Here is an 18,447-nt window from a genome sequence, read left to right as displayed (position 1 = left end):
CCATGGACGCCCTGAACAGGGGACCAAGGTGCAAGACCCCACGGGACTGGATCTTTCCCAGCTGCGCGCGGCCCTGGAGGCCGGCGCGCTGACGTCGGCCAGCCTGGTCCATGCCTTCCTGGCCCGCATCGCCGCGCACGACGCGCGAGGCCCCGGCATACACGCCATGACGGCGCTGCACCCCGACGCCCCCGAGCAGGCGCGGCGCCTGGACCGCGAGCGCGCCGCCGGCCTGGTGCGCGGCCCGCTGCATGGCATTCCCATCGTCGTGAAGGACAACATCGATGTGCTGGGCCTGCCCACCGCGGCGGCCTGCGCGGCATTGCGTGACCATAGGCCGGCGCGCGACGCGCAAGTGGTGCGGCGGCTGCGCGATGCGGGCGCCATCGTGCTGGGCAAGGCCAATATGTCCGAGCTGGCGTGTTCCAACGGCCGCTACGGCTATAGCTCGCTGGGCGGCCTGACGCTGAACCCCTACAACCGCGCGCGCAACGCGGCGGGGTCGAGCAGCGGCAGCGCGGCGGCCGTGGCGGCGGGCTTCGCGCCCGCCGCGCTGGGGACGGACAGCTTCGGGTCCGTGCGGGCGCCAGCCTGCGTGACCGGCCTGGCCGGCTTGCGGCCCACCCACGGCCTGTTGCCCGTGGAAGGCGTCCTGCCCCTGGCCTTGTCCTTCGACACCGTGGGGCCGATGGCCCGCTGCGTGCGCGACGTGGCGCTGCTCTTGCGCGCCATGTCCAGCGCGATGCCGGGCGCGGAGCGCGACGAGTACCTGGACGGCTTGCGGGAGGACGCCGCGCGCGGGGCGCGTATCGGTGTGGTGGTGGATTATCCCGGGCAGGACGAGGAAGTGCGCGCGGCGATGCAAGCGGCGCAGGTGATCCTGCGCGGGCTGGGGGCGGTCCTGGTGCCGTTCAAGCTGCCCGAGCCGCCTTTGCAGGACGGGCTGGTGGCGGCGTCCGGCGGCGGCGCCCATGCCGATACGGCCGCGTCCGGCGACGGCGAACCTTCATACACACGGACGCTCTACCCCGGCCTGCTCTCGCCCCTGGCGGAGGCGGAGTGGCCGGCTCAGCTCGATGCCTTCCTGGCCGCGGGCATTGGCGGCGGCCCGCGCGATATGGCGCGGTTGCTCGCCGCCGCCCAAACCTGGTCGGCCGCGCATCCCGGTCGCGCCGTCAACCCCCGCACCCTTGCCGGCATGCAGCGCGCGCTGGAGCAGGCCGCCCGGCGGACCGCCGCGCAACGTAACCAGGCCCAGGCCGCGCTGGCGGCTTATCGCGCCGCCGTCGTGCACGGCATGCGCCGGCTGGACCTGGCGGCCGCGATATTCCCCACGCTTTCCTGCCCCGCATCGCCCCGCTACGATCGCGAGGATCCCACCTATGTGCCGTACCCCGGGAACGCCTACGCCGGGCTGTACGTCGCCAGCGCCGCCGGCCTGCCGGAAATCAGCGTGCCGGCGGGCATGGCGCGCGCCGGTGTGCCCATGGGGGTGTCTTTCATGGGCGCCCCCTATGACGAGGCGCGCCTGCTGGGCTTGGCGCATGCCTTCGAACAGGCGCGCGGGCGCTGTCCGGCGCCGGTGCTGGACTGATTGCGCGGGAGCTGGGGCTCGCAGCACGTCGGGCCGGCCCGGCCCGGCCTGGCCAGGCCTGGCCTAAAATCGGGCGCCGTTCCTCTCGCCCCGATCCGGCGCTGCGCTTGCAGCCCCCGCCATGAACCCCGAAGATCTCAAGCTGCTCGTCACCTGGACCATGCCATACGGCAAATACAAGGGCCGTCTGCTGGCGGACCTTCCGGGCCATTACCTGACCTGGTTCGCGCGTGCAGGCTTTCCGCCCGGGCACCTGGGCCGGCTGCTGGCGCTGATGCATGAACTGGACCACAACGGGCTGAAGCCATTGCTGGATCCCTTGCGCGAAGGCGGGGCGGTGCCGCGGTCCAACTAGAAGCCGTACAGGCGGGCGGGATTGTCCACCAGGATCTTCTTCCGCACGGCCGCGTCCGGCGCCCAGCGTGCCAGCAGGTCCAGCATATCCGCATTGTCCGGCGCGTCCGTGCGGCCCGGATGCGGGTAGTTGCTGGCCCACAGGCAGCGGTCCGGATTGGCCGCCGCCAGGGCGCCCGCCAGCGCGCCGACGTCGTCGTAATGCGGCGGCCCCGAGCGCGATGTCTCGTACGGCGCCGACAGCTTGACCCACACATGCCCGCGATCGAGCAGGCGCAGCAGGCTCTGGAAACTGGCATCGGAAGGCGCGACCGGCGTCAGGTATTTGCCGTTGTGATCGATGCTGAGCTGGCAGGGCAGGTCGGCCAGGCGGTCCTCGCAGGCCGGCAACTCGCGGCCATCCAGCTGCAGATTGATGACCCAGCCGAGCTCCGCGATGCGCGCCGCCATGGGCGCCAGGTCGTCCCAGCCCATCACGCCGCCGCTGTTCGGGATCATCATGAAGCGCACGCCGCGCACGCCGGCCTCGTGCAATTCGCGCAGCCGCGATAGCGGCGTGTCGGCGGCCAGGGTGGCGATCATGCGGGCGGAGCCCCGCGCCCGTTCCAGCGCTTCCAGCGCGCAGCGGTTGTCGAAGCCGTAGCCCGTGGCCTGCACGATGACCGCCCGTTCCAGGCCCAGGGCCTGGCGCACCCGCAGGTAGTCGTCCCAGGAGGCCTGCGGCGGGCCGAAGGTGGCGGTGGGCGCGAGCGGATACCGCTGCAGCTCGTAGACGTGGATGTGGCAATCGCAGGCGCCGGCCGGCGCTTTCAGGCTGGGTGTTTTCATATGCGCTTTCCTGGTGTGTGTACTGGCACGAAGGCCCCGGCGCGGCGGCGCCCGGCGCGGCGGCGCCCGACTCGGCGGCGCCCGACTCGACGCCGCCCGGCGCCACGGCGGCCAAGGCAACGGCCTCCGGCGCCGGAAATCAACGCTGTAGCCGTTTCAGTCGCGAGGCCCGCGCCAGGTTGACGGCATGCGGCGGGGTGGCGCCCGTCACGATGGCGCGCACCTGCTCCACGGTATCCATGGCCTGGTGTTCGGCGGCCTGGGGCGTCAGCCCGCCGATATGCGGGGTGGCGATGACGCGCGGGTGGGCCGCCAGCCAGGGCGAGGGCATCTGGTCCTGCGCGCGCCCGACGTCCAGCGCGCAGCCGGCGATGGCGCCGCTGTCCAGCGCATCGCGCAGCGCTTCCTCGTCCACCAGTTCGCCGCGGGACGCATTGATGAAGATCGCATCGCGCTTCATGCGCGCATAGGCATCGCGTCCCATCAGTCCCGCCGTTTCCGGCAGGGCGGGCGCCAGGCAGACGACGTAGTCGGATTCGGCCAACAGGGTATCCAGGTCCACCTGCCGCATGCCGCCGGGCAGGCTCTGCGGCTGGGGATCCTGCACCAGCACGCGCATGCCCAGCGCTTGCGTGACGCGGGCCAGGTAGCTGCCGATGTGGCCATGGCCGATGATGCCCACGGTGGCGCCGCGCAGTTCGCGGCCCATGGCCACGGGCGCCGGTTCTCCCTTCCAGTAGGCGTGGGCCGCGCGGCTGATGTGGCGGCTGGCATCGATCATCGCCCCGACGATCCATTCGGAGACCGAGGCATCGAAGCCCGGCGTGGCGCGCGTCACCAGCACGCCGTTGCGGCTGGCGGCGTCCACGTCGATGTTGCGGATGTCCACGGCCACGCGGCAATAGGCGACCAGGTCGGGCAGGGCGTCGAACACCTGCGCGGGCGCGGCCGCCAGACGGCTGGAGACCACGATCTGGCAGCCCTGGGCCAGCCGCACCAGGGCTTCGGGCGTGGTCGGATCCTCCCCCGGGTTCAGCTTGACCTGGCCCAGTTCGCGCAGGCCGCGCAGCGCGCGGTCGCCGTAGTAATTGGCCAGGGCTTGCGGGGAATGCGTCAGCAATATCGTGGTCATGCGGAGGTCTTCCTTGGGGACCGCGCGGCGGCGCGCGGGGATGCGGCGGCACCGCGCGCTCGCGCGGGGGCCGGGGAAGCAGGGCGCGGCGGGGTCGCCGGCGGCGGCGCGCCCACGGACTGGCGTTCGATCAGCCGCGGCTGGAACAGCACCTCGCGCGCCGGCAGGTCCGGCCGCGCGAGACGTTCGACGACCATGGCGACCATGGCGCGCGCCATGTCGGCGCTGGGCATTTCCACCGTGGTCAGCGGCGGATTGGCGTAGGCTGTCATGACGAGGTTGTCCATGCCGACCACCGACACGTCGTCCGGCACGGCAAGGCCGGCCCGGTGCAGCCCGGCCATTAGGCCCAGCGCCATCATGTCGTTGATGGCGATGATGCCGGTGGGACGGTCCTTCATGGCGGCGATGCGGCCCGCCATGGCGTAGCCTTCGTCGGCCAGGTTCGAATCGCCGTAGCCCGAGCCCGTGGCGCCTTCCAGCACCTGGGCATGCGCGGCCAGGCCCGCCTGCGCGGCCGCCGACAGGAAGCCCTGGCGCTTGAGCGTGCGGCTGACCGTCTTGACGTCGGGCGTGACCAGCGCCAGCCGCCGGTGGCCGTGCCGGGCCAGGTGTTCCACCGCCAGGCGCGCGGCCAGCGTGTTGTCCGGCGATACGTGGTCGATGCGCGAGCGGGTGTCGCCGTCGCCGCCGCGGTCATAGCTGACCACGGCCAGGCCGCGCGCGATGGCGGCGTCCAGGTGGTCTTCGTCGGTGCGCGAGGACGCCAGGATGACGCCGCGCACGCCCAGCGAAATCAGGTCGTCGAAGGTGCGCGATTCCTGCTGGCGGTCGCGATGGGTATTGCCCAGCAGGACGCGGAAACCGTGGGCGTCGCGCGCGGCGGCTTCCACATGCACCGCCAGTTCGCCGAACATCGGGTTGGCGGTGGACGGCACCAGCAGGCCGATCAGCGGCGCGTAGCCCGTCTTCAACTGGCGGGCCACCAGGTTGGGGCGGTAGTTCAGCTCGCGGATGGCGTCCTGCACGCGCTGCAAGGTGTCGCGGCCCAGCCGGTCCGTGCGGCCGTTCAGGACATTGGAAACCGAGCTTACCGACACGCCCGCCAGCGCGGCCACATCCTGGATCGTCGTCATTGCGTCTACTCAAGCCATGTTCATCATGCGGGGCACCCACAGGCTGATCGCGGGCACGAAAATCAGCACTATAAGCATGATTACCAGCAGGACCAGGTATTTCACCATCGGCCGCGCCACCTGCTCCACGCGGGTGCCCGTCATGGCGCAGGTCGCGAACAGGCCCAGGCCGAAGGGCGGGCTGAACAATCCCAGGCCCATGGCGATGACCACCACGGTGCCGAAATGCAGCGGGTTCACACCCACCTGCTGCGCGATGGGGGTAAGCAGCGGGCCGAAGATGATCAGCGCCGGCGCGCCTTCCAGGATGGCGCCGAAGATCACCATCAGCAATGCCGACACCAGGATGAAGGCCGTGCTGCCGTAGCCATGGGCCAGCTCCGTCATGGTGTCGGACAGGAAGGAGGGCAGCTGCTGCACCGTCAGCGCGAAGGCCACGCTGGACGCCGCCGCGATGATGAACAGGATGCCGCCCGCCATGGAAGCCGCGCGCACGAACAGCGCCACGATGGCCCGCGGGGTCAGTTCGCGGAAGGCCAGCGCGCCCGCCGCCAGCGCGTACACCACCGCGAAAGCGGAGACCTCCGTGGAGGTGGCCACGCCGGAAGTCACCCCCTTGCCTATCATGCCCACCATCACCAGCGCGATGAAGGCGCCGCCCAGCAGCTGCGGCCATGGCATGCGGACGGGAAACGCCCGCAGCGGATCCACTTTCTTGCCGAACCAGATCGCCATCACGGACAGGCCCGTGGCCAGCACCGCGGCGGGCACCAGCCCGGCCAGGAACAGGCCGCCGATGGAGATATTGGCGACGAAGCCCATGATGATCAGGTTCACGCAGGGCGGTATGGTTTCCGCCATGACGGCGGAGCTGGCCAGTACCGCGGCGGTTTCGTTGACGTCCTGCTCGGTGCGCCGCACCGCCGGCACGACGATGCCGCCCACGGCGGCGATGTCCGCCAGCTTGGACCCCGACACGCCGGAAAAGAAGGCCGTGGCAAGGATGGAGATCAGGTTCATGGATCCGCGTACCCGGCCGAACATGCGCACCAGCAGTTCGATCAGGCGGGTGGACATGCCGTTGGACTCCATGATCAGGCCGGCCAGCACGAAAAAGGGAATCGCCAGCAGCACGAAGTGGTCCATGCCGGCCATCACCTGCTGCGAGTAGATGATCAGCGGCAGCGTGGGCTCCGCCATGAAATAGGCCAGCGAGGACAGCGCCAGCACGAAGGCGATGGGCACGCCCGCGACCAGGCTGCCCAGGAATGCCGCGGTCAGCAGCATCCAGGGACGGATGGTCCAGGGCTCCGGCATCCAGGCATTCCAGGCCCACACCGCCAGGCACAAGGCCACCGCGCCGGCCAGCGTGCCATAGACGGCGCGCCGGGGACCGCACAAGGCGTTGGCGATGCCGACCACCGTCATGAAAAGCGCGCCGACGAACACCGGCAGGACGCTGAGCCACTGCGGCGTACCGATGGGCGTGGTGACGTTCACCGAATCGAGCAGCAGTTCCCAGGACGAATAGCACAGGGCCGCCGAGGTGCCGGCGACGGCCCAGCCGCCCAGCTGTACCGCGGGCTCGCGCCAGGCCGCGGGCAGCAGCCCGCGGAAGACCTCGATGCCGACGTGCTGGCGCCGCGCCAGCACGGTCGCGCCGCCCAGGAAAACCAGGGTCACCATCAGGCCGCGTGCCGCTTCCTCCGCCCAGTCCACCGGGCTGTGCAGGAAATAGCGCAGGATCACGGAGACGAAGACGACTCCCACGTCCACGGCCAGCACCAGGCCGCAGAAGTGCTCGATGACCGTGCAAAGGCGTCCCAGCCAGCGCGCGTGCGCGGCGGCGCTTTCCGGCGCGGCGTGCCCGTGCGGCGTGGCGGCGCTACCCGCCAGTACGTGTGCGTTCATGCTGTGCTCCCGGCCGCGTGGCGGCATCGTCGCGGTTGTCGGGCGCTCAGGCGCGCGACTGGTTGATGATGTCCAGCATGGGCTTGGTGACGGGGTATTGCGAGGTCACGCTGGGCCAGAGCTTGTCTTCCATGGCCTGGCGCAGGCGCTGCCGTTCGCCGGGGTCCATGGGATGGAATTTGATGCCTTGCTTTTCCAGCTCGGCCAGGGCTTGCTTGCCCTTGGTACCCGCCACCTGGCGCTGGTAGAGCGAGGCTTCCTGTGCCGCCTTCAGGAAGGCGGGCTGCAGGTCGCCGGGCACCTTGGCCAGGCCGCGCTTGCCGATGGCCGTGATGGAGGGGCTGAACAAATGGTTGGTCAGCCAGCAATTGCCGACCACTTCATTGAACTTGCTGGACAGCACGGTGGCCGCGTCATGCTCGAAGCCGTCCACCACGCCCGTCTGCACGGCGGTATAGAGCTCGTTGATCGGGATGGGCGTGGGAATGGCGCCCATGAGCTTGAAGGTTTCGACGAAGATGGGCGTCGGCAGGACGCGCAGCTTGACGTTCTTCAGGTCGCTGTCGTGCTCCACCACTTTCTTGGTGTAGACGCTGCGCGCATTGAAATGGTTGCCCCAGCCGATGAAGGTGCAGCCGGTGCGCGACTGCAGCAGCTTGTTGAACTGCTCGCCCACGCCCGCGTCGACCGACTTGTTGACGTGTTCCCAGCTGTCGAACACGAAGCCCATGTCCAGCAGGGCCAGTTCCGGCAGGGCGGTCGCCCAGATGGAACTGCCGGTGATCATCATGTCGATGGAGCCCAGCCGTACCTGCTGAACCACGTCGGATTCTTTGCCCAGCTGGCCATTGGGAAAAATGTCCACGCGGATGCGCTCGCCCACGGATTGCTTGAGATCGGCGGCGAAGCGCTCGTACCAGATGTACTGCGCCGATTGCTGGTCGGCGGGCTGCGATATCGAGCAGCGCAGGGCAACCGTGGCGGGGGCCGCGAGGACGCGCGGGGCGGCGATGGCGGCCGCGGCGCCGGCCGCCGACTGAAGGAAGGCGCGGCGCGTCACGGCGCCCGCCGTACGTGGAATGGCGTGCGATTTCATGCTTTTGTCTCCGTCCTTATAGGTCTAGGTATAACGATTTAGTAAATCGTTATACTCATCGTAGGGGTTTTGCCGTTTCTTTACAATAGGGGCCTCTCCCCGGCCCCTTTTCTTCTCCAGGCCCGGGCACTCCCACGCAGCGCGAGGGGGCAGCATGTCCCATGTCGGTCCATTCCTGCGGCGCGGCAAACGGGTTCCCGGATCGCCGGATCCGGGTGGCGATCCATTTGATGAAAATTCGACGACCCCAGGGCGATACTGCGCCGCAGCAGCTTCTTACCCTGCGATCGCCATGCACATCGAATCCCGTTCCGAAGCGTTGGTGGCCCGTACGCTTCCCGCCGAAGGCGTCCAGCGCAAGGACGACCCCCGCGACATCCGTATCTCCTGCGTCGTTCCCTGCCTGAACGAGTGCGACAACCTGCGCGTGCTGCTGCCCGCGCTGATGTCCATGCTGAGCAAGCTGTGCACGGCATGGGAAGTCATCGTCACCGACGATGGCAGCACGGACGGCACGGCCGACCTCATGCAGAAGTGGTCGGCCATCGACGGCTTCCGCTACCTGCGGCTGTCGCGCAACTTCGGCAAGGAGGCCGCGCTGAGCGCGGGCCTGGAGGCCTCCACCGGCGATGTGGTGATTTCGCTGGACGCCGATATGCAGCATCCGCCGGCGCTCATCCCGGAAATGCTGGCGCGTTGGCGCGCCGGCGCCGACATGGTGTACGCCGTGCGCGAGAACCGCGACAGCGAGTCCTGGTTCAAGCGGGCCGGTTCGCGCCTGTTCTACCGCATGCTCAGCGACGGCCGCGGCGTGGACGTGCCGGCCAACGCCGGCGATTTCCGGCTGATGGATCGCCGGGTGGTACAGGCGCTGAACGCCTTGCCGGAACGCACCCGCTTCATGAAGGGCCTGTATGCGTGGGTCGGCTTCCAGGCCGAGGCGCTGCCTTATGTGCCGGATGCGCGCGCCCACGGCAACACGCACTACAGCAAGCGCAAGCTGTTCAAGCTGGCCTTCGCGGGACTGACCGCGTTCACGACCTGGCCCTTGCGCCTGGTCAGCATGATGGGCCTGGCGTTTTCGCTGGTGTCTTTCGCCTACGGCTGTTATCTGGTGGTGGACTACCTGATGTACGGCAACGCCGTGTCCGGCTGGACCACCATCGTGGCCGCCCTGATGTTCTTCGCCGGCATCAACCTGCTGTCCCTGGGTGTGGTCGGCGAATATGTCGGCCGTATCTTCGATGAAGTCAAAGGCCGGCCCCTGTACGTCGTGCGGGAGCAGCGCGGCAAGGTCTTCACCGAAAAAAAATAAGCCGCGGGCCGCCGACGGCTTTCTTCCATCGACGCAAGTCTTTCCTATACCGAGTTAATTCCCGATACCTATGTCGCGCGTGCTGGATGCATGGATGCGCCGCCTTGAGGCGCTGTCCGAGGGTTGGCTTTTTCTCATTACCGGAGTCTGGCTGTTATGGCTGTCATGGCTGCGCCCCATGACGCTGCCCGACGAAGGGCGCTACGCGGGCATCGCCTGGGAAATGCTGCGCACCGGGGAACATGGCGTGCCGCTGCTGAACGGCATGCCATTCTTCCACAAGCCACCGCTTTACTACTGGCTGGCCTCGGCCGCCTTCGACGTATTCGGCGTCCATCCCTGGGTGGCGCGGCTGCCCTCGTGGCTGGCGGCGTGGGCGGCGGCGATGGCCGTCTACATGTTCCTGCGGCGCTATCGCGGCGTACGGACGGCGACGGTCGCCTTGCTGGTACTGGCCACGCAACCCTTCTTTTTCGGCGCGGCGCAGTTCGCCAATCTGGACATGCTGGTCGCGGGCATGATCACGCTGACCACCGTGGCGGGAGCGGCCGCCGTGTTGAACGCGCAGGAAGGGCGTGCCTGGCGGCGGCTGGCCGTGGCCGCCGGCGTGCTGGCCGCGCTGGGCGTGTTGTCCAAGGGCCTGATCGGCGTCGTGCTGCCCGGCGGCATCCTGCTGATATGGATCGTCATGCTGCGACAGTGGCGCGGCCTGTCCGCGTTGTTGTGGCCGCCCGCCATCCTGGCCTTCCTGGCGGTATGCCTGCCCTGGTTCTGGTCCATGCAGGAGACTTTTTCCGGGTTCTTCAACTACTTCTTCATCTACCAGCAGTTCGACCGCTTTGCCGAGGCCAGCTTCAACAACCGTGAGCCGGTCTGGTTCTATCTGCCCGTGCTGGCGGGGCTGGTCCTGCCCTGGACGTTCTGGCTGGGAGCCGTGTTCCGCAGGGCGTTCTGGGCCGAACGGGAAGGGCAGGCTCGCGCGGTACGCCTGTTGATGGGTATCTGGATCGTCGTGGTGCTGGCGTTCTTTTCGCTGCCGGCGTCCAAGCTGGTGGGTTATGTGCTGCCGACGCTCGCGCCCCTGGCCGTCCTGGTGGCCGAAGTGATCGTGGCCGGCCTGTCCGGCGCGGGCGGCCGCGACGCGGAAAACACCCACCGCAGCTACCGCGCCTGCCTGTGGGCCGCGGTGGTGCTGTGCGTGCTGATGACAGTGTTCGTGACCATCTACGCGCGGCCCACTTCGGCGCCCCTGGGCGTGCGGGCGCGCGCCGACTTCAAGGCCGGCGACCAGATCGTCATGCTGCATGCCTATGCCTACGATCTGCCCATGGCGCTGCGCGATCCGCAGCCGGCCTGGGTGGTGGACGACTGGACCAATCCCGAAATTCCACGGCGCGACAACTGGCGCAAGGAACTTTATGACGCCGGGCAGTTCCGACCCGAAGTCATGAAGGACACGTTGATTTCCATGCACGAATTGCAGTCCCGCCTGTGCGCCGCCCCGGCCGGCCAGGCCTTCTGGTTCTGGGGCAACCCCGCGGACGACCAGGACGCCTATCCCGCGCTGCGCGGCCGCGCGCCTTATGCGGTCAGCGGCAAGCGCGCGTTGTGGCGGGTGGTGCCGGACGACGCGTTCAGGTCGCAGTACTGCGGCGGAACGCCCAAAAACGGCTGAAAAGGAAAGTCATGACCGCGATGCCGACCAGGATCAGCGCCAGTAGCACGTCGTACCGCAGCGGCGTGCGGTGCAGCAGCCAGGCATATGCGGCTTCGTTGATCAGGAAGCCGGCCGCGGATATGCAGAAAAACCGCAGCGCCGCCACGTGCCATGCACTGGCCTGGTGACGGAAAGTGAGTCGATAATGGCCACTGAACGAAACACAGAACGCCACCAGCCAGCCCACCACATTCGCGGCCAGCGGTGGCATGTGCAGGGCTTCCACGCAAGCGACTACGGTTACCCAATGGGTAGCGGCGGCCGCGCAGCCAACGGCGATGAACCAGCTCAATTGTCGGACAAGAATCCGCATTCCAGGACTTCCATGGGAATGACGTCGAACGAACCGCCGCATACCTGTGCGGACGTCCGGCGTATTGTCGTATGCGCCGACGATTTTGGCATGAATCCGTCCATCGACGAGGGCGTGCTGGGCCTGGCGCGCGCGCAGCGGCTGAGCGCGGTGGGATGCCTGTCGCTGGCGCCGGAATTCCGCCGCGATGCCGCATCCCTGCGTGAACTGGATGTCGATGCCGGCGTGCACCTTAACTTCACCGAAGCCCTGGGGGAATCGGGCCTGTACCTGCCGCTGCCGCGCCTGATCGCCTGCACCTATGCGCGCGTGCTGGATAGCGGCCGCGTGGCGCGGCAGATCGAACGCCAGCTGGACGCCTTCGAATCGGCGATGGGCCGCGCGCCGGATTTCGTCGATGGCCACCAGCACGTCCATCAGCTCCCGCAGATCCGCCATGCGCTGTTCCGGGTACTGGCGCGCCGCTATCCGCGGCAGGGACCCTGGCTGCGCCATACGGCGCCAGGTTGCCTGGACGGCGTGCCTACCCCGCTGCGCCGCAAGGCGCGCATTATCGCGGCGCTGGGGGCCGGCCCCTTCGCGAAGGCCGCGGCGGAAGCCGGCCTGCGCACCAACCGGCGCTTCCTGGGGGTCTACGACTTCGCGGGCGGCGCGCAGGCCTACGACGACCTGCTCACGCTGTGGCTGCGCAACGCCTGCGACGGCGACCTGTTGATGTGCCATCCGGCCATGCCGGCGGGCGGGCGGCGCGGCATGGACGCGCAGCGCGGCGCCGAATACCAGGTGCTGTCCCGGCCGGGCCTGGACGAATGGATGCACACCATGGGATTGCGCGCCGTGCGCTACGCCGCTATGCGGCAATGACCTTGCGCGCGAAGGCTTCCAGGTAGTCCATCAGCGTGTCGGCCCCGCGCGCGGCCGCGCGTTCGTTGCCGCTGGCGATCCCTTCGGCCATGGCCATATGGCGGCGCGCGCCTTCGTTGACGTCGCCCTCGTGCTGGTAGGCGTACCAGAAGCGGCGGCACTGTATCAGCAGCGGCGTCACGGCCGTCACGGCGGAAACATTGCGGCAGGCATCGTGGCAGGCGTGGTCCAGCATCTGGTCCGCCCGCATATAGTCGTCCAGGTTGCCGCCGTCCGCGGCGCGCATCATATTGGCCGCGCATTCCAGGATGGCGGCGCGCTGGGGCGGCGTGGCGCGCCGGGCGGCGCCCGTGGCGATCAGGCGCTCCAGCGCGCGCCGCGTCTGCAGCAGGTCCAGGTGGTCGGACAGCTGCACATTGGACACCCGCAGTCCACGCCGCGGTTCCTGGGTGACCAAACCCGCCGACACCATGCGCAGCAGGGCTTCGCGCAGCGGCGTGCGGCCCAGCCCCGTGCGTTGCACCAGCTCGGCCTCGACGACCGGGCTGCCGGGTTGCAGCTGCAGGGTGGCGATCATGCTTTCGACGGCATCGTAGGCAACGTCGGCGGCTCGGCGTTTGGGCAGGGCTGCGCTCATGGTTATGGACGGTTGTGGTCGTGTGGCGCCGTATGGTAGCCCAGTGGCGCGTGCATCGATGCTCGGCGCGACGCCCGGCGTATCGACGCCCGGCGTATCGACGCCCGGCGTCTCGACGTCCGGCGCTTCGGCCCCGGTGCCGCGGCGCGCCGGCGCGATGGCGAGGCGCCCGGCCATCCGGCTTATCGGGCGGGGCCCATGGGAGGCCGCGAACGGAATTCCTCCGGACGCTTCTCCAGCGCGGCCTTCACGATCGCTTCCACGCGGGCGCGTTCTTCGCCGGCCAGGGGCAGGCGGGGCCGGCGGACATGCTCGTTGCCGACACCGGCCAGCGTTTCCGCCAGCTTGATGTTCTGTACCAGCTTGGTAGACACGTCCAGGTGCAGCAGGGGCGTAAACCACTGGTAAAGCTTCAGGGCCTGGGCCCATTCGCCCGCCTTCATCAGGTCGTACAGCGCCACCGTCTCGCGCGGGAAGGCGGTGACCAGGCCGGCCAGCAGGCCGTCGGCACCCAGCGCCAGCGCTTCGAAGGACAGGTCGTCCACGCCGATGAACAGCTGGTAGCGCGTCCCCAGCGCGTTGCGCAGGTCCGTGATGCGGCGGATGTCGTCCGTGCTTTCCTTGATGGCCGCCAGCCACTCGCAATCGGCCAGTTGCGCCATGTGTTCGGGCTTGAGGTCGACGCGATAGGCCACCGGGTTGTTGTAGATCATGCAAGGCTTGCGGGCGGCCTCCGCGATGGCGCGGACGTTCTGCATGGCTTCGCGCGCGTCGGCCACGTAGAGGACCGACGGCATCACCATGAAGCCGTCCACGCCCAGGTCCACGGCGGACTTGACGTAGCGCAGGGCCTCGCGGGTGCTGGTCTCCGAGACATTGGCCAGCACCGGGATGCGTCCGCCGCTGACATCCACTGCGGTGCGGGCCACCGCGAGCTTTTCTTCCATCGACAGCGTGCTGGCTTCTCCCAGTGAGCCGCAGGTGACCATGCCGTGGACGCCGTTGTCGATCAGGAAACCGAAATGCCGGCGCATTTCCTCGTGGTCCAGGGATTCGTCCTCCCGGAATTTGGTGGTGACGGCGGGAAACACCCCTTGCCAGCGGGTACGGTTCAAGTCCTTCTCCGGGGGAAGGCGCGCGGCGCGCCGATGGGGCAGTCTAATGGCTGCTTAATATATTTACAACGGGCCGGACGCCGTTGGGTCCGCGCTGCGGGCGTCCACGGGCGGGCGCTGCGGCATGGGCGCGCCGTGGAAAGCCGCGGCGGCGTCCTGGACGAAGGATTCCACCGCCTGGTCGTACACCGGACCGCTGCGCACCGCGCCGGAATGCGAGGCGCCGTCTATCTTTACCAGCCGCTTAAGGTTGGGCGCCACTTTTTGCGCGGCGGCGAACAGCTGGTCGCTCATGGTGTGCGGCACCACGCGGTCGTTGGTGCCGTGCAGGAACAGCACCGGCGTGGTCAGGTCGGCAAGCTTGTCCAGGGAGTCGAAGGGCTGGGTGACGAGCAGGCTGGCGCCGGGCACCCAACCCCATTTCAGGGTTTCCAGCATGGCCGCGATGCTGGTGAAACTGGATTCCACGATCAGCCCGGCGATGGCGGGCATGTCCCGGCGGGCGGCCAGGTCGATGGCGATGGCTCCGCCCAGGCTGTGGCCGTAGACGAAGCGCCTGGCCGGATCCGGCTGCCGCCGGGCCAGTTCGCGCAGGGCCTCGGCCGCGTCCTGGCCGGCGCTTTCCTCGGACGGCAGTATCCGGGTCGAGTCGCCGAAGCCCCGGTAATCGATGGCCAGCACCGAATACCCCAATCGCGTCCAGCTGGCCATGCGGAAGGCGCTGCCGTTCAGGTTCCAGCGCGCGCCGTGCAGGTAGAGCACCGCGGGAGCTTGCGGGTCGGGGCTTTGCCAGTACCAGGCCCGCACCTGCTGGCCGGGCGCCACGGCCAGGTCGAACACCCGGGTGCCCGCCGGCGGTTCGCTGAACCAGCGCTGGTCGCCGTGCGCCGGCGAAAAGATCGCCTCGCGCTGCCAGGCATCCAGCTGCGTGCAGCCCACGACGGCGGCGCCGGCCAGCAGCGCGCAAGCCATGGCGCGCCGCAGGGTGATACGGATGGGCAGGCGGGGGAAGGAGGGCATCGTCGATAGACCGGCCATGGCGGCGCGGGTTCCCGCCGCTAGCCCATCGACGCGGCCAGCTCCAGGGCGATGGGGTACAGGGAAAGCACCAGCAGCGTAGCCATGGTCAGGTTGAAGGCCCGTATCGCGCCGGGCTTGTGCAGCACGCGGCGCAGCGCCGTGCCGAAGGTCACCCACACGCCGATGGCCGGCAGGTTGACGATGCCGCAGACGATGGTCGCCACCACCAGGTTCATGAAGAACCCGGATTCCGGGATGTACGTGGCGGCCAGTCCCACGACCATGACCCAGGCCTTGGGGTTGACCCATTGGAAGGCCGCGGCCTGCAGGAACGTAAAAGGGCGCGCGCGCCGTCCGCCTTCGCGGATCTCCCCGGCGGTGGCGATCTTCCACGCCAGGTACAGCAGATAGATGGCGCCGCCGTACTTCAGCGCGGTATAGATCGCCGGCGATCCGTGGAAGACCGCCCCCAGTCCCGCGCCCACCAGCAGGATCATCAGGGAAAAGCCGATGTTGACGCCGAACATGTGCGGCAGGGTGCGCCGGAAGCCGAAGTTCAGGCCCGATGAGGCCAGCATGATGTTGTTGGGGCCAGGCGTGATCGAGCTGACCAGCGAAAACAGGATCAGCGGTCCGAGCAGGCTGGCGGAAAGAAGGGGGATGGTGTCGCTCATGTTCCGGTGCAATGGGTGGTGGCGTCTGCGTACGTTCGCGTGTTTCGCTGCGGGAGTGCCGTCCGGCCGGCGCGCGCGGTATCTGGCATTACCTGCGTCCCCGCGCCGCCGCCGCGCGGCCGCCGGCAATGACGCCGATGATGGCGAGCGCGAAGGCCAGCGTGGCCGGCCCGACCTGCTCGCCGAACAGCAGCGCGGCGGCCGTCACGGTCAGGAAAGGCTGCAGCAGCTGGACCTGGCCGACCCGGGCGATGCCGCCGCGCGCCAATCCGCGGTACCAGGCGAAAAATCCCAGGAACATCGAACCGAAGGAAAGATAAGCCAGCGCCGCCCACACCGTGGGCGAGGGGGACGGCGCCTGCGTCGCCATCCAGGCCACGGGCGCGACCAGGAAGGGCGCGCTGAAGACCAGGGCCCAGCAGATCGTACGCCAGCCGCCGAGCGTGCGCGACACCCGCGCGCCTTCGGCGTAGCCCATGCCGCCCAGGGCGACCGATACCAGCAGCCACAGGTCGCCGGCTTGGAACGCGCCGCCGCCCTCGCGCAATGCAAACGCCGCCACGAGCGCCGCGCCGGCCACGGCCCAGGCCCAGAACTGGCGCGTCGGGCGTTCGCCGCTGCCCAGCGCCGCGAAAGCCGCCGTCGAGAGCGGCAGCAGGCCATTGACGACCGCGCCATGGGCCGCCGGTACCGATTGCATGGCCAGCGTGGACGTCAATGGCCAACCCACGATGACGCCCAGCGCCGCCAGGATGATGCCTTTTCTTTCGTCGCGCCGCGGCAGGCGGCTGCGCGTCAGCCATAGCAACAGGCCGGCCGGTACGGCGGCCGCCAGCGCGCGTCCCAGGCCCACGAGCAGCGGATCCAGTTCCGCCACCGCGATGCGCGACATGGGCAGCGTCAGGCTGAAGACCAGGATGCCCAGCAGGCCGGCCCCATAGCCTTCCCAGCCGTGCGGGGCCTGGGTGGGGGAAGACAGCGCGGCAAGCGGGGATTCGGGGCGTGGCATCGAGGCCTCCTGGGCAGTGTGGCGGCAGGCGTGCGGCGGTCGGCCCCGGATTACGAGCCTGGCCGCGGCCGCCTGCCGGCGGGTCCCGCGCGTCCGGTCGCGCGGCCGCCGGGAAAACCCCCGGCCGCGACCGCTTGCGCCCGGCTGCGGAAAATGACACTCTACGCAGGGATCCCGGTACAGTACCGGTACACTTTTCCGGTTCGCTGGAATAACTGGCCTGGTCTTTCCACCATGACACTTTCGTCTTCTCCGCCCGTGTGGCGGCCGGTACGCGGCAATGACGTGACGCTGGCCACCCAACTGGCGGACGATCTGGCACGGCGCATCCAGGACGAGGGCCTGCGGCCCGGCTCGCGCCTGCCTTCCATACGGGCCATGGCCGAGCAGGCCGGCGTCAGCCGCTTCACGGTGGTCGAGGCCTACGATCGCCTGGCGGCCAGCGGCATGGTGCTGTCGCGGCGCGGCGCGGGGTTCTTCGTCGCCCCGCGCGATACCGCCCGCGCGGCCGCCGCGGTGCCGGCCCCCGAGGCGACGCTGGATACGCCGGCACGCATCGATATCTCCTGGCTGTTGCGCAGCATGTTCCGCGAGTCGACGGCCCCGGGCATGCCCGGCGGCGCCGGCCTGCTGCCGGCGGAATGGCTGGACGCCGACATGATTGCCGGCGCGGTGCGGGCGGTGGGCCGCACGGTGCGCGGCAATTTCCTGGCGTACGGACACCCGCAAGGCTATCCCGCGCTGCGCCAGCAGATCGCGGCGCTGCTGCAGGGCATGGGCGTGCCCGCGCATCCCGACCACAATCTGCTGACCACCAACGGGGTAACCCATGGGCTGGACCTGATCGCCCGCCTGCTGGTCGGGCCCGGCGATACGGTGCTGGTGGAAGACCCGGCCTGGTTCGTGATCTTCGGCCGGCTGGCGGCCGTGGGCGCGCGCGTCATCGGCGTGCCGCGCACGCCGGCCGGGCCGGACGCCGCGCTGCTGGACAAGCTCGCGGCCCAGCACCGGCCCAAGCTCTTCATCGTCAATAGCGTGGTCCACAATCCGACCGGCCATACCCTGTCGGCCGGCACGGCCTACGACATCCTGCGCATCGCCGAGCGCCACGACTTCACCGTCGTCGAGGACGACACCTATTCCGAGCTGCACCCCGGCAATGCCATGCGCCTTTCGGTGCTGGACCGGCTCAACCGAGTCATCCTGGTGGGCGGTTTTTCGAAGATGCTGGCCCCCAGCCTGCGGGTGGGCTATGTGGCCGCGCCGCCGGCATTGCTGCAGAAACTGGCGGACCTGAAAATGCTGGCCGGTTTGACCTCGCCGGAGCTCGGCGAACGCGTCGTCCATCGCATCCTGGCCGACGGGCAGTACCGCCGCCATGTGGAGCGGGTGCGCGCGCGCGTGGACGATGCGCGCGAACGCTGCGCCAGGCGACTGGCCGAGCTGGGGCTGCGCATACCCGATATGCCGCATGCCGGCATGTTCGTCTGGGCCGATTGCGGCCGCGACGGCGAAACCGTGGCGCGCGAGGCCGCGCGCCGCAATATGCTGCTGGCCCCCGGCTCGCTGTTCTCGCCCACGCAGGCGCCGTCCACCTACCTGCGTTTTTCCGCCAGCATGGTGGACAACGCGGCGGCCTGGCAGTTGCTGCGGCAGTTGATGCGTCCGGCTCCGCCGGGCGGCACGGCCGCATATACTGCCTGACCGCCCACATCATCCAGGAAGATCCATC

17 protein-coding genes are annotated in these 18,447 nt (G+C 69.1%); 6 read left to right on the top strand and 11 right to left on the bottom strand.

Going from position 1 to position 18,447, the window contains the following annotated elements:
- Positions 1 to 28: 28 nt before the first annotated feature.
- Positions 29 to 1,594 carry an amidase gene (locus tag BAU06_RS21955; protein WP_231933932.1) on the top strand — a complete coding sequence of 522 codons (1,566 nt, stop codon included), beginning with the start codon at positions 29 to 31 and terminating at the stop codon, positions 1,592 to 1,594.
- A 121-nt stretch (positions 1,595 to 1,715) separates the two neighbouring features.
- The gene (locus BAU06_RS21950; protein WP_066355640.1) at positions 1,716 to 1,949 is read left to right on the top strand and encodes a DUF3820 family protein; all 234 of its coding nucleotides are present in this window, start codon (positions 1,716 to 1,718) and stop codon (positions 1,947 to 1,949) included.
- On the opposite strand, the gene BAU06_RS21945 is transcribed toward BAU06_RS21950, so the two are convergent.
- The 5 genes from BAU06_RS21945 to BAU06_RS21925 all read right to left on the bottom strand — a co-directional run bounded on the left by BAU06_RS21945 (position 1,946) and on the right by BAU06_RS21925 (position 8,051).
- Positions 1,946 to 2,776, bottom strand: coding sequence for an amidohydrolase family protein (locus BAU06_RS21945; RefSeq protein WP_066355635.1), 831 nt, complete (start codon positions 2,774 to 2,776; stop codon positions 1,946 to 1,948). The genes BAU06_RS21950 and BAU06_RS21945 overlap by 4 nt on opposite strands.
- A 139-nt stretch (positions 2,777 to 2,915) precedes the next feature.
- A complete protein-coding gene (locus BAU06_RS21940; RefSeq protein WP_066355633.1) occupies positions 2,916 to 3,908 on the bottom strand; it encodes an NAD(P)-dependent oxidoreductase in 993 nt (330 codons plus the stop codon).
- Positions 3,905 to 5,044: a LacI family DNA-binding transcriptional regulator gene (locus BAU06_RS21935; protein WP_066355628.1), complete on the bottom strand. Its 1,140-nt coding sequence runs from the start codon at positions 5,042 to 5,044 to the stop codon at positions 3,905 to 3,907. Before BAU06_RS21935 ends, BAU06_RS21940 begins: the two co-directional genes overlap by 4 nt.
- A 9-nt stretch (positions 5,045 to 5,053) precedes the next feature.
- Positions 5,054 to 6,955, bottom strand: a complete 1,902-nt coding sequence (locus tag BAU06_RS21930; RefSeq protein WP_066355626.1) for a TRAP transporter large permease — start codon at positions 6,953 to 6,955, stop codon at positions 5,054 to 5,056.
- Between the two features lie 46 nt (positions 6,956 to 7,001).
- Entirely contained in the window at positions 7,002 to 8,051 is a 1,050-nt protein-coding gene (locus tag BAU06_RS21925) for a TRAP transporter substrate-binding protein (RefSeq protein WP_066355624.1), read from the bottom strand.
- A gap of 292 nt (positions 8,052 to 8,343) precedes the next feature.
- Here BAU06_RS21925 and BAU06_RS21920 point away from each other — a divergent pair, with 292 nt between their 5' ends.
- Together BAU06_RS21920 and BAU06_RS21915 are read left to right on the top strand one after the other, a co-directional pair.
- Positions 8,344 to 9,366: a glycosyltransferase family 2 protein gene (locus BAU06_RS21920; protein ID WP_066355621.1), complete on the top strand. Its 1,023-nt coding sequence runs from the start codon at positions 8,344 to 8,346 to the stop codon at positions 9,364 to 9,366.
- A gap of 178 nt (positions 9,367 to 9,544) precedes the next feature.
- Complete coding sequence (locus tag BAU06_RS21915; RefSeq protein WP_231933931.1) at positions 9,545 to 11,041, top strand: ArnT family glycosyltransferase; 1,497 nt, start codon at positions 9,545 to 9,547, stop codon at positions 11,039 to 11,041.
- Here BAU06_RS21915 and BAU06_RS26340 read toward each other — a convergent pair.
- Positions 11,001 to 11,396: a GtrA family protein gene (locus BAU06_RS26340; protein ID WP_197509360.1), complete on the bottom strand. Its 396-nt coding sequence runs from the start codon at positions 11,394 to 11,396 to the stop codon at positions 11,001 to 11,003. The two genes, BAU06_RS21915 and BAU06_RS26340, sit on opposite strands and share 41 nt — an antisense overlap.
- Before the next feature lie 90 nt (positions 11,397 to 11,486).
- Between BAU06_RS26340 and BAU06_RS21910 the strand changes: the two genes are divergently transcribed.
- Positions 11,487 to 12,260: a ChbG/HpnK family deacetylase gene (locus BAU06_RS21910; RefSeq protein ID WP_231933930.1), complete on the top strand. Its 774-nt coding sequence runs from the start codon at positions 11,487 to 11,489 to the stop codon at positions 12,258 to 12,260.
- On the opposite strand, the gene BAU06_RS21905 is transcribed toward BAU06_RS21910, so the two are convergent.
- From BAU06_RS21905 to BAU06_RS21885, 5 genes are all read right to left on the bottom strand, one after another.
- Entirely contained in the window at positions 12,247 to 12,897 is a 651-nt protein-coding gene (locus tag BAU06_RS21905) for a GntR family transcriptional regulator (protein ID WP_066359508.1), read from the bottom strand. The genes BAU06_RS21910 and BAU06_RS21905 overlap by 14 nt on opposite strands.
- A gap of 182 nt (positions 12,898 to 13,079) precedes the next feature.
- Positions 13,080 to 14,012 carry a dihydrodipicolinate synthase family protein gene (locus tag BAU06_RS21900; protein WP_066355610.1) on the bottom strand — a complete coding sequence of 311 codons (933 nt, stop codon included), beginning with the start codon at positions 14,010 to 14,012 and terminating at the stop codon, positions 13,080 to 13,082.
- 63 nt (positions 14,013 to 14,075) lie between these two features.
- Positions 14,076 to 15,032: an alpha/beta hydrolase gene (locus BAU06_RS21895; protein ID WP_082993779.1), complete on the bottom strand. Its 957-nt coding sequence runs from the start codon at positions 15,030 to 15,032 to the stop codon at positions 14,076 to 14,078.
- 38 nt (positions 15,033 to 15,070) lie between these two features.
- The gene (locus BAU06_RS21890; protein ID WP_066355602.1) at positions 15,071 to 15,706 is read right to left on the bottom strand and encodes a LysE family translocator; all 636 of its coding nucleotides are present in this window, start codon (positions 15,704 to 15,706) and stop codon (positions 15,071 to 15,073) included.
- An 88-nt stretch (positions 15,707 to 15,794) separates the two neighbouring features.
- Positions 15,795 to 16,715, bottom strand: a complete 921-nt coding sequence (locus tag BAU06_RS21885; protein ID WP_066355591.1) for a DMT family transporter — start codon at positions 16,713 to 16,715, stop codon at positions 15,795 to 15,797.
- A 234-nt stretch (positions 16,716 to 16,949) separates the two neighbouring features.
- On the opposite strand from BAU06_RS21885, the gene BAU06_RS21880 reads away from it, so the two are divergent.
- Positions 16,950 to 18,419 (top strand): aminotransferase-like domain-containing protein, encoded by a 1,470-nt coding sequence (locus tag BAU06_RS21880; RefSeq protein WP_066355575.1) that lies wholly within the window; start codon positions 16,950 to 16,952, stop codon positions 18,417 to 18,419.
- Positions 18,420 to 18,447: the final 28 nt, after the last annotated feature.

The sequence above is a fragment of the Bordetella bronchialis genome (genome assembly GCF_001676705.1).
Classification (GTDB): Bacteria; Pseudomonadota; Gammaproteobacteria; order Burkholderiales; family Burkholderiaceae_B; genus Bordetella_C; species Bordetella_C bronchialis.
This window is presented reverse-complemented; position numbering and strand designations above follow the sequence as displayed.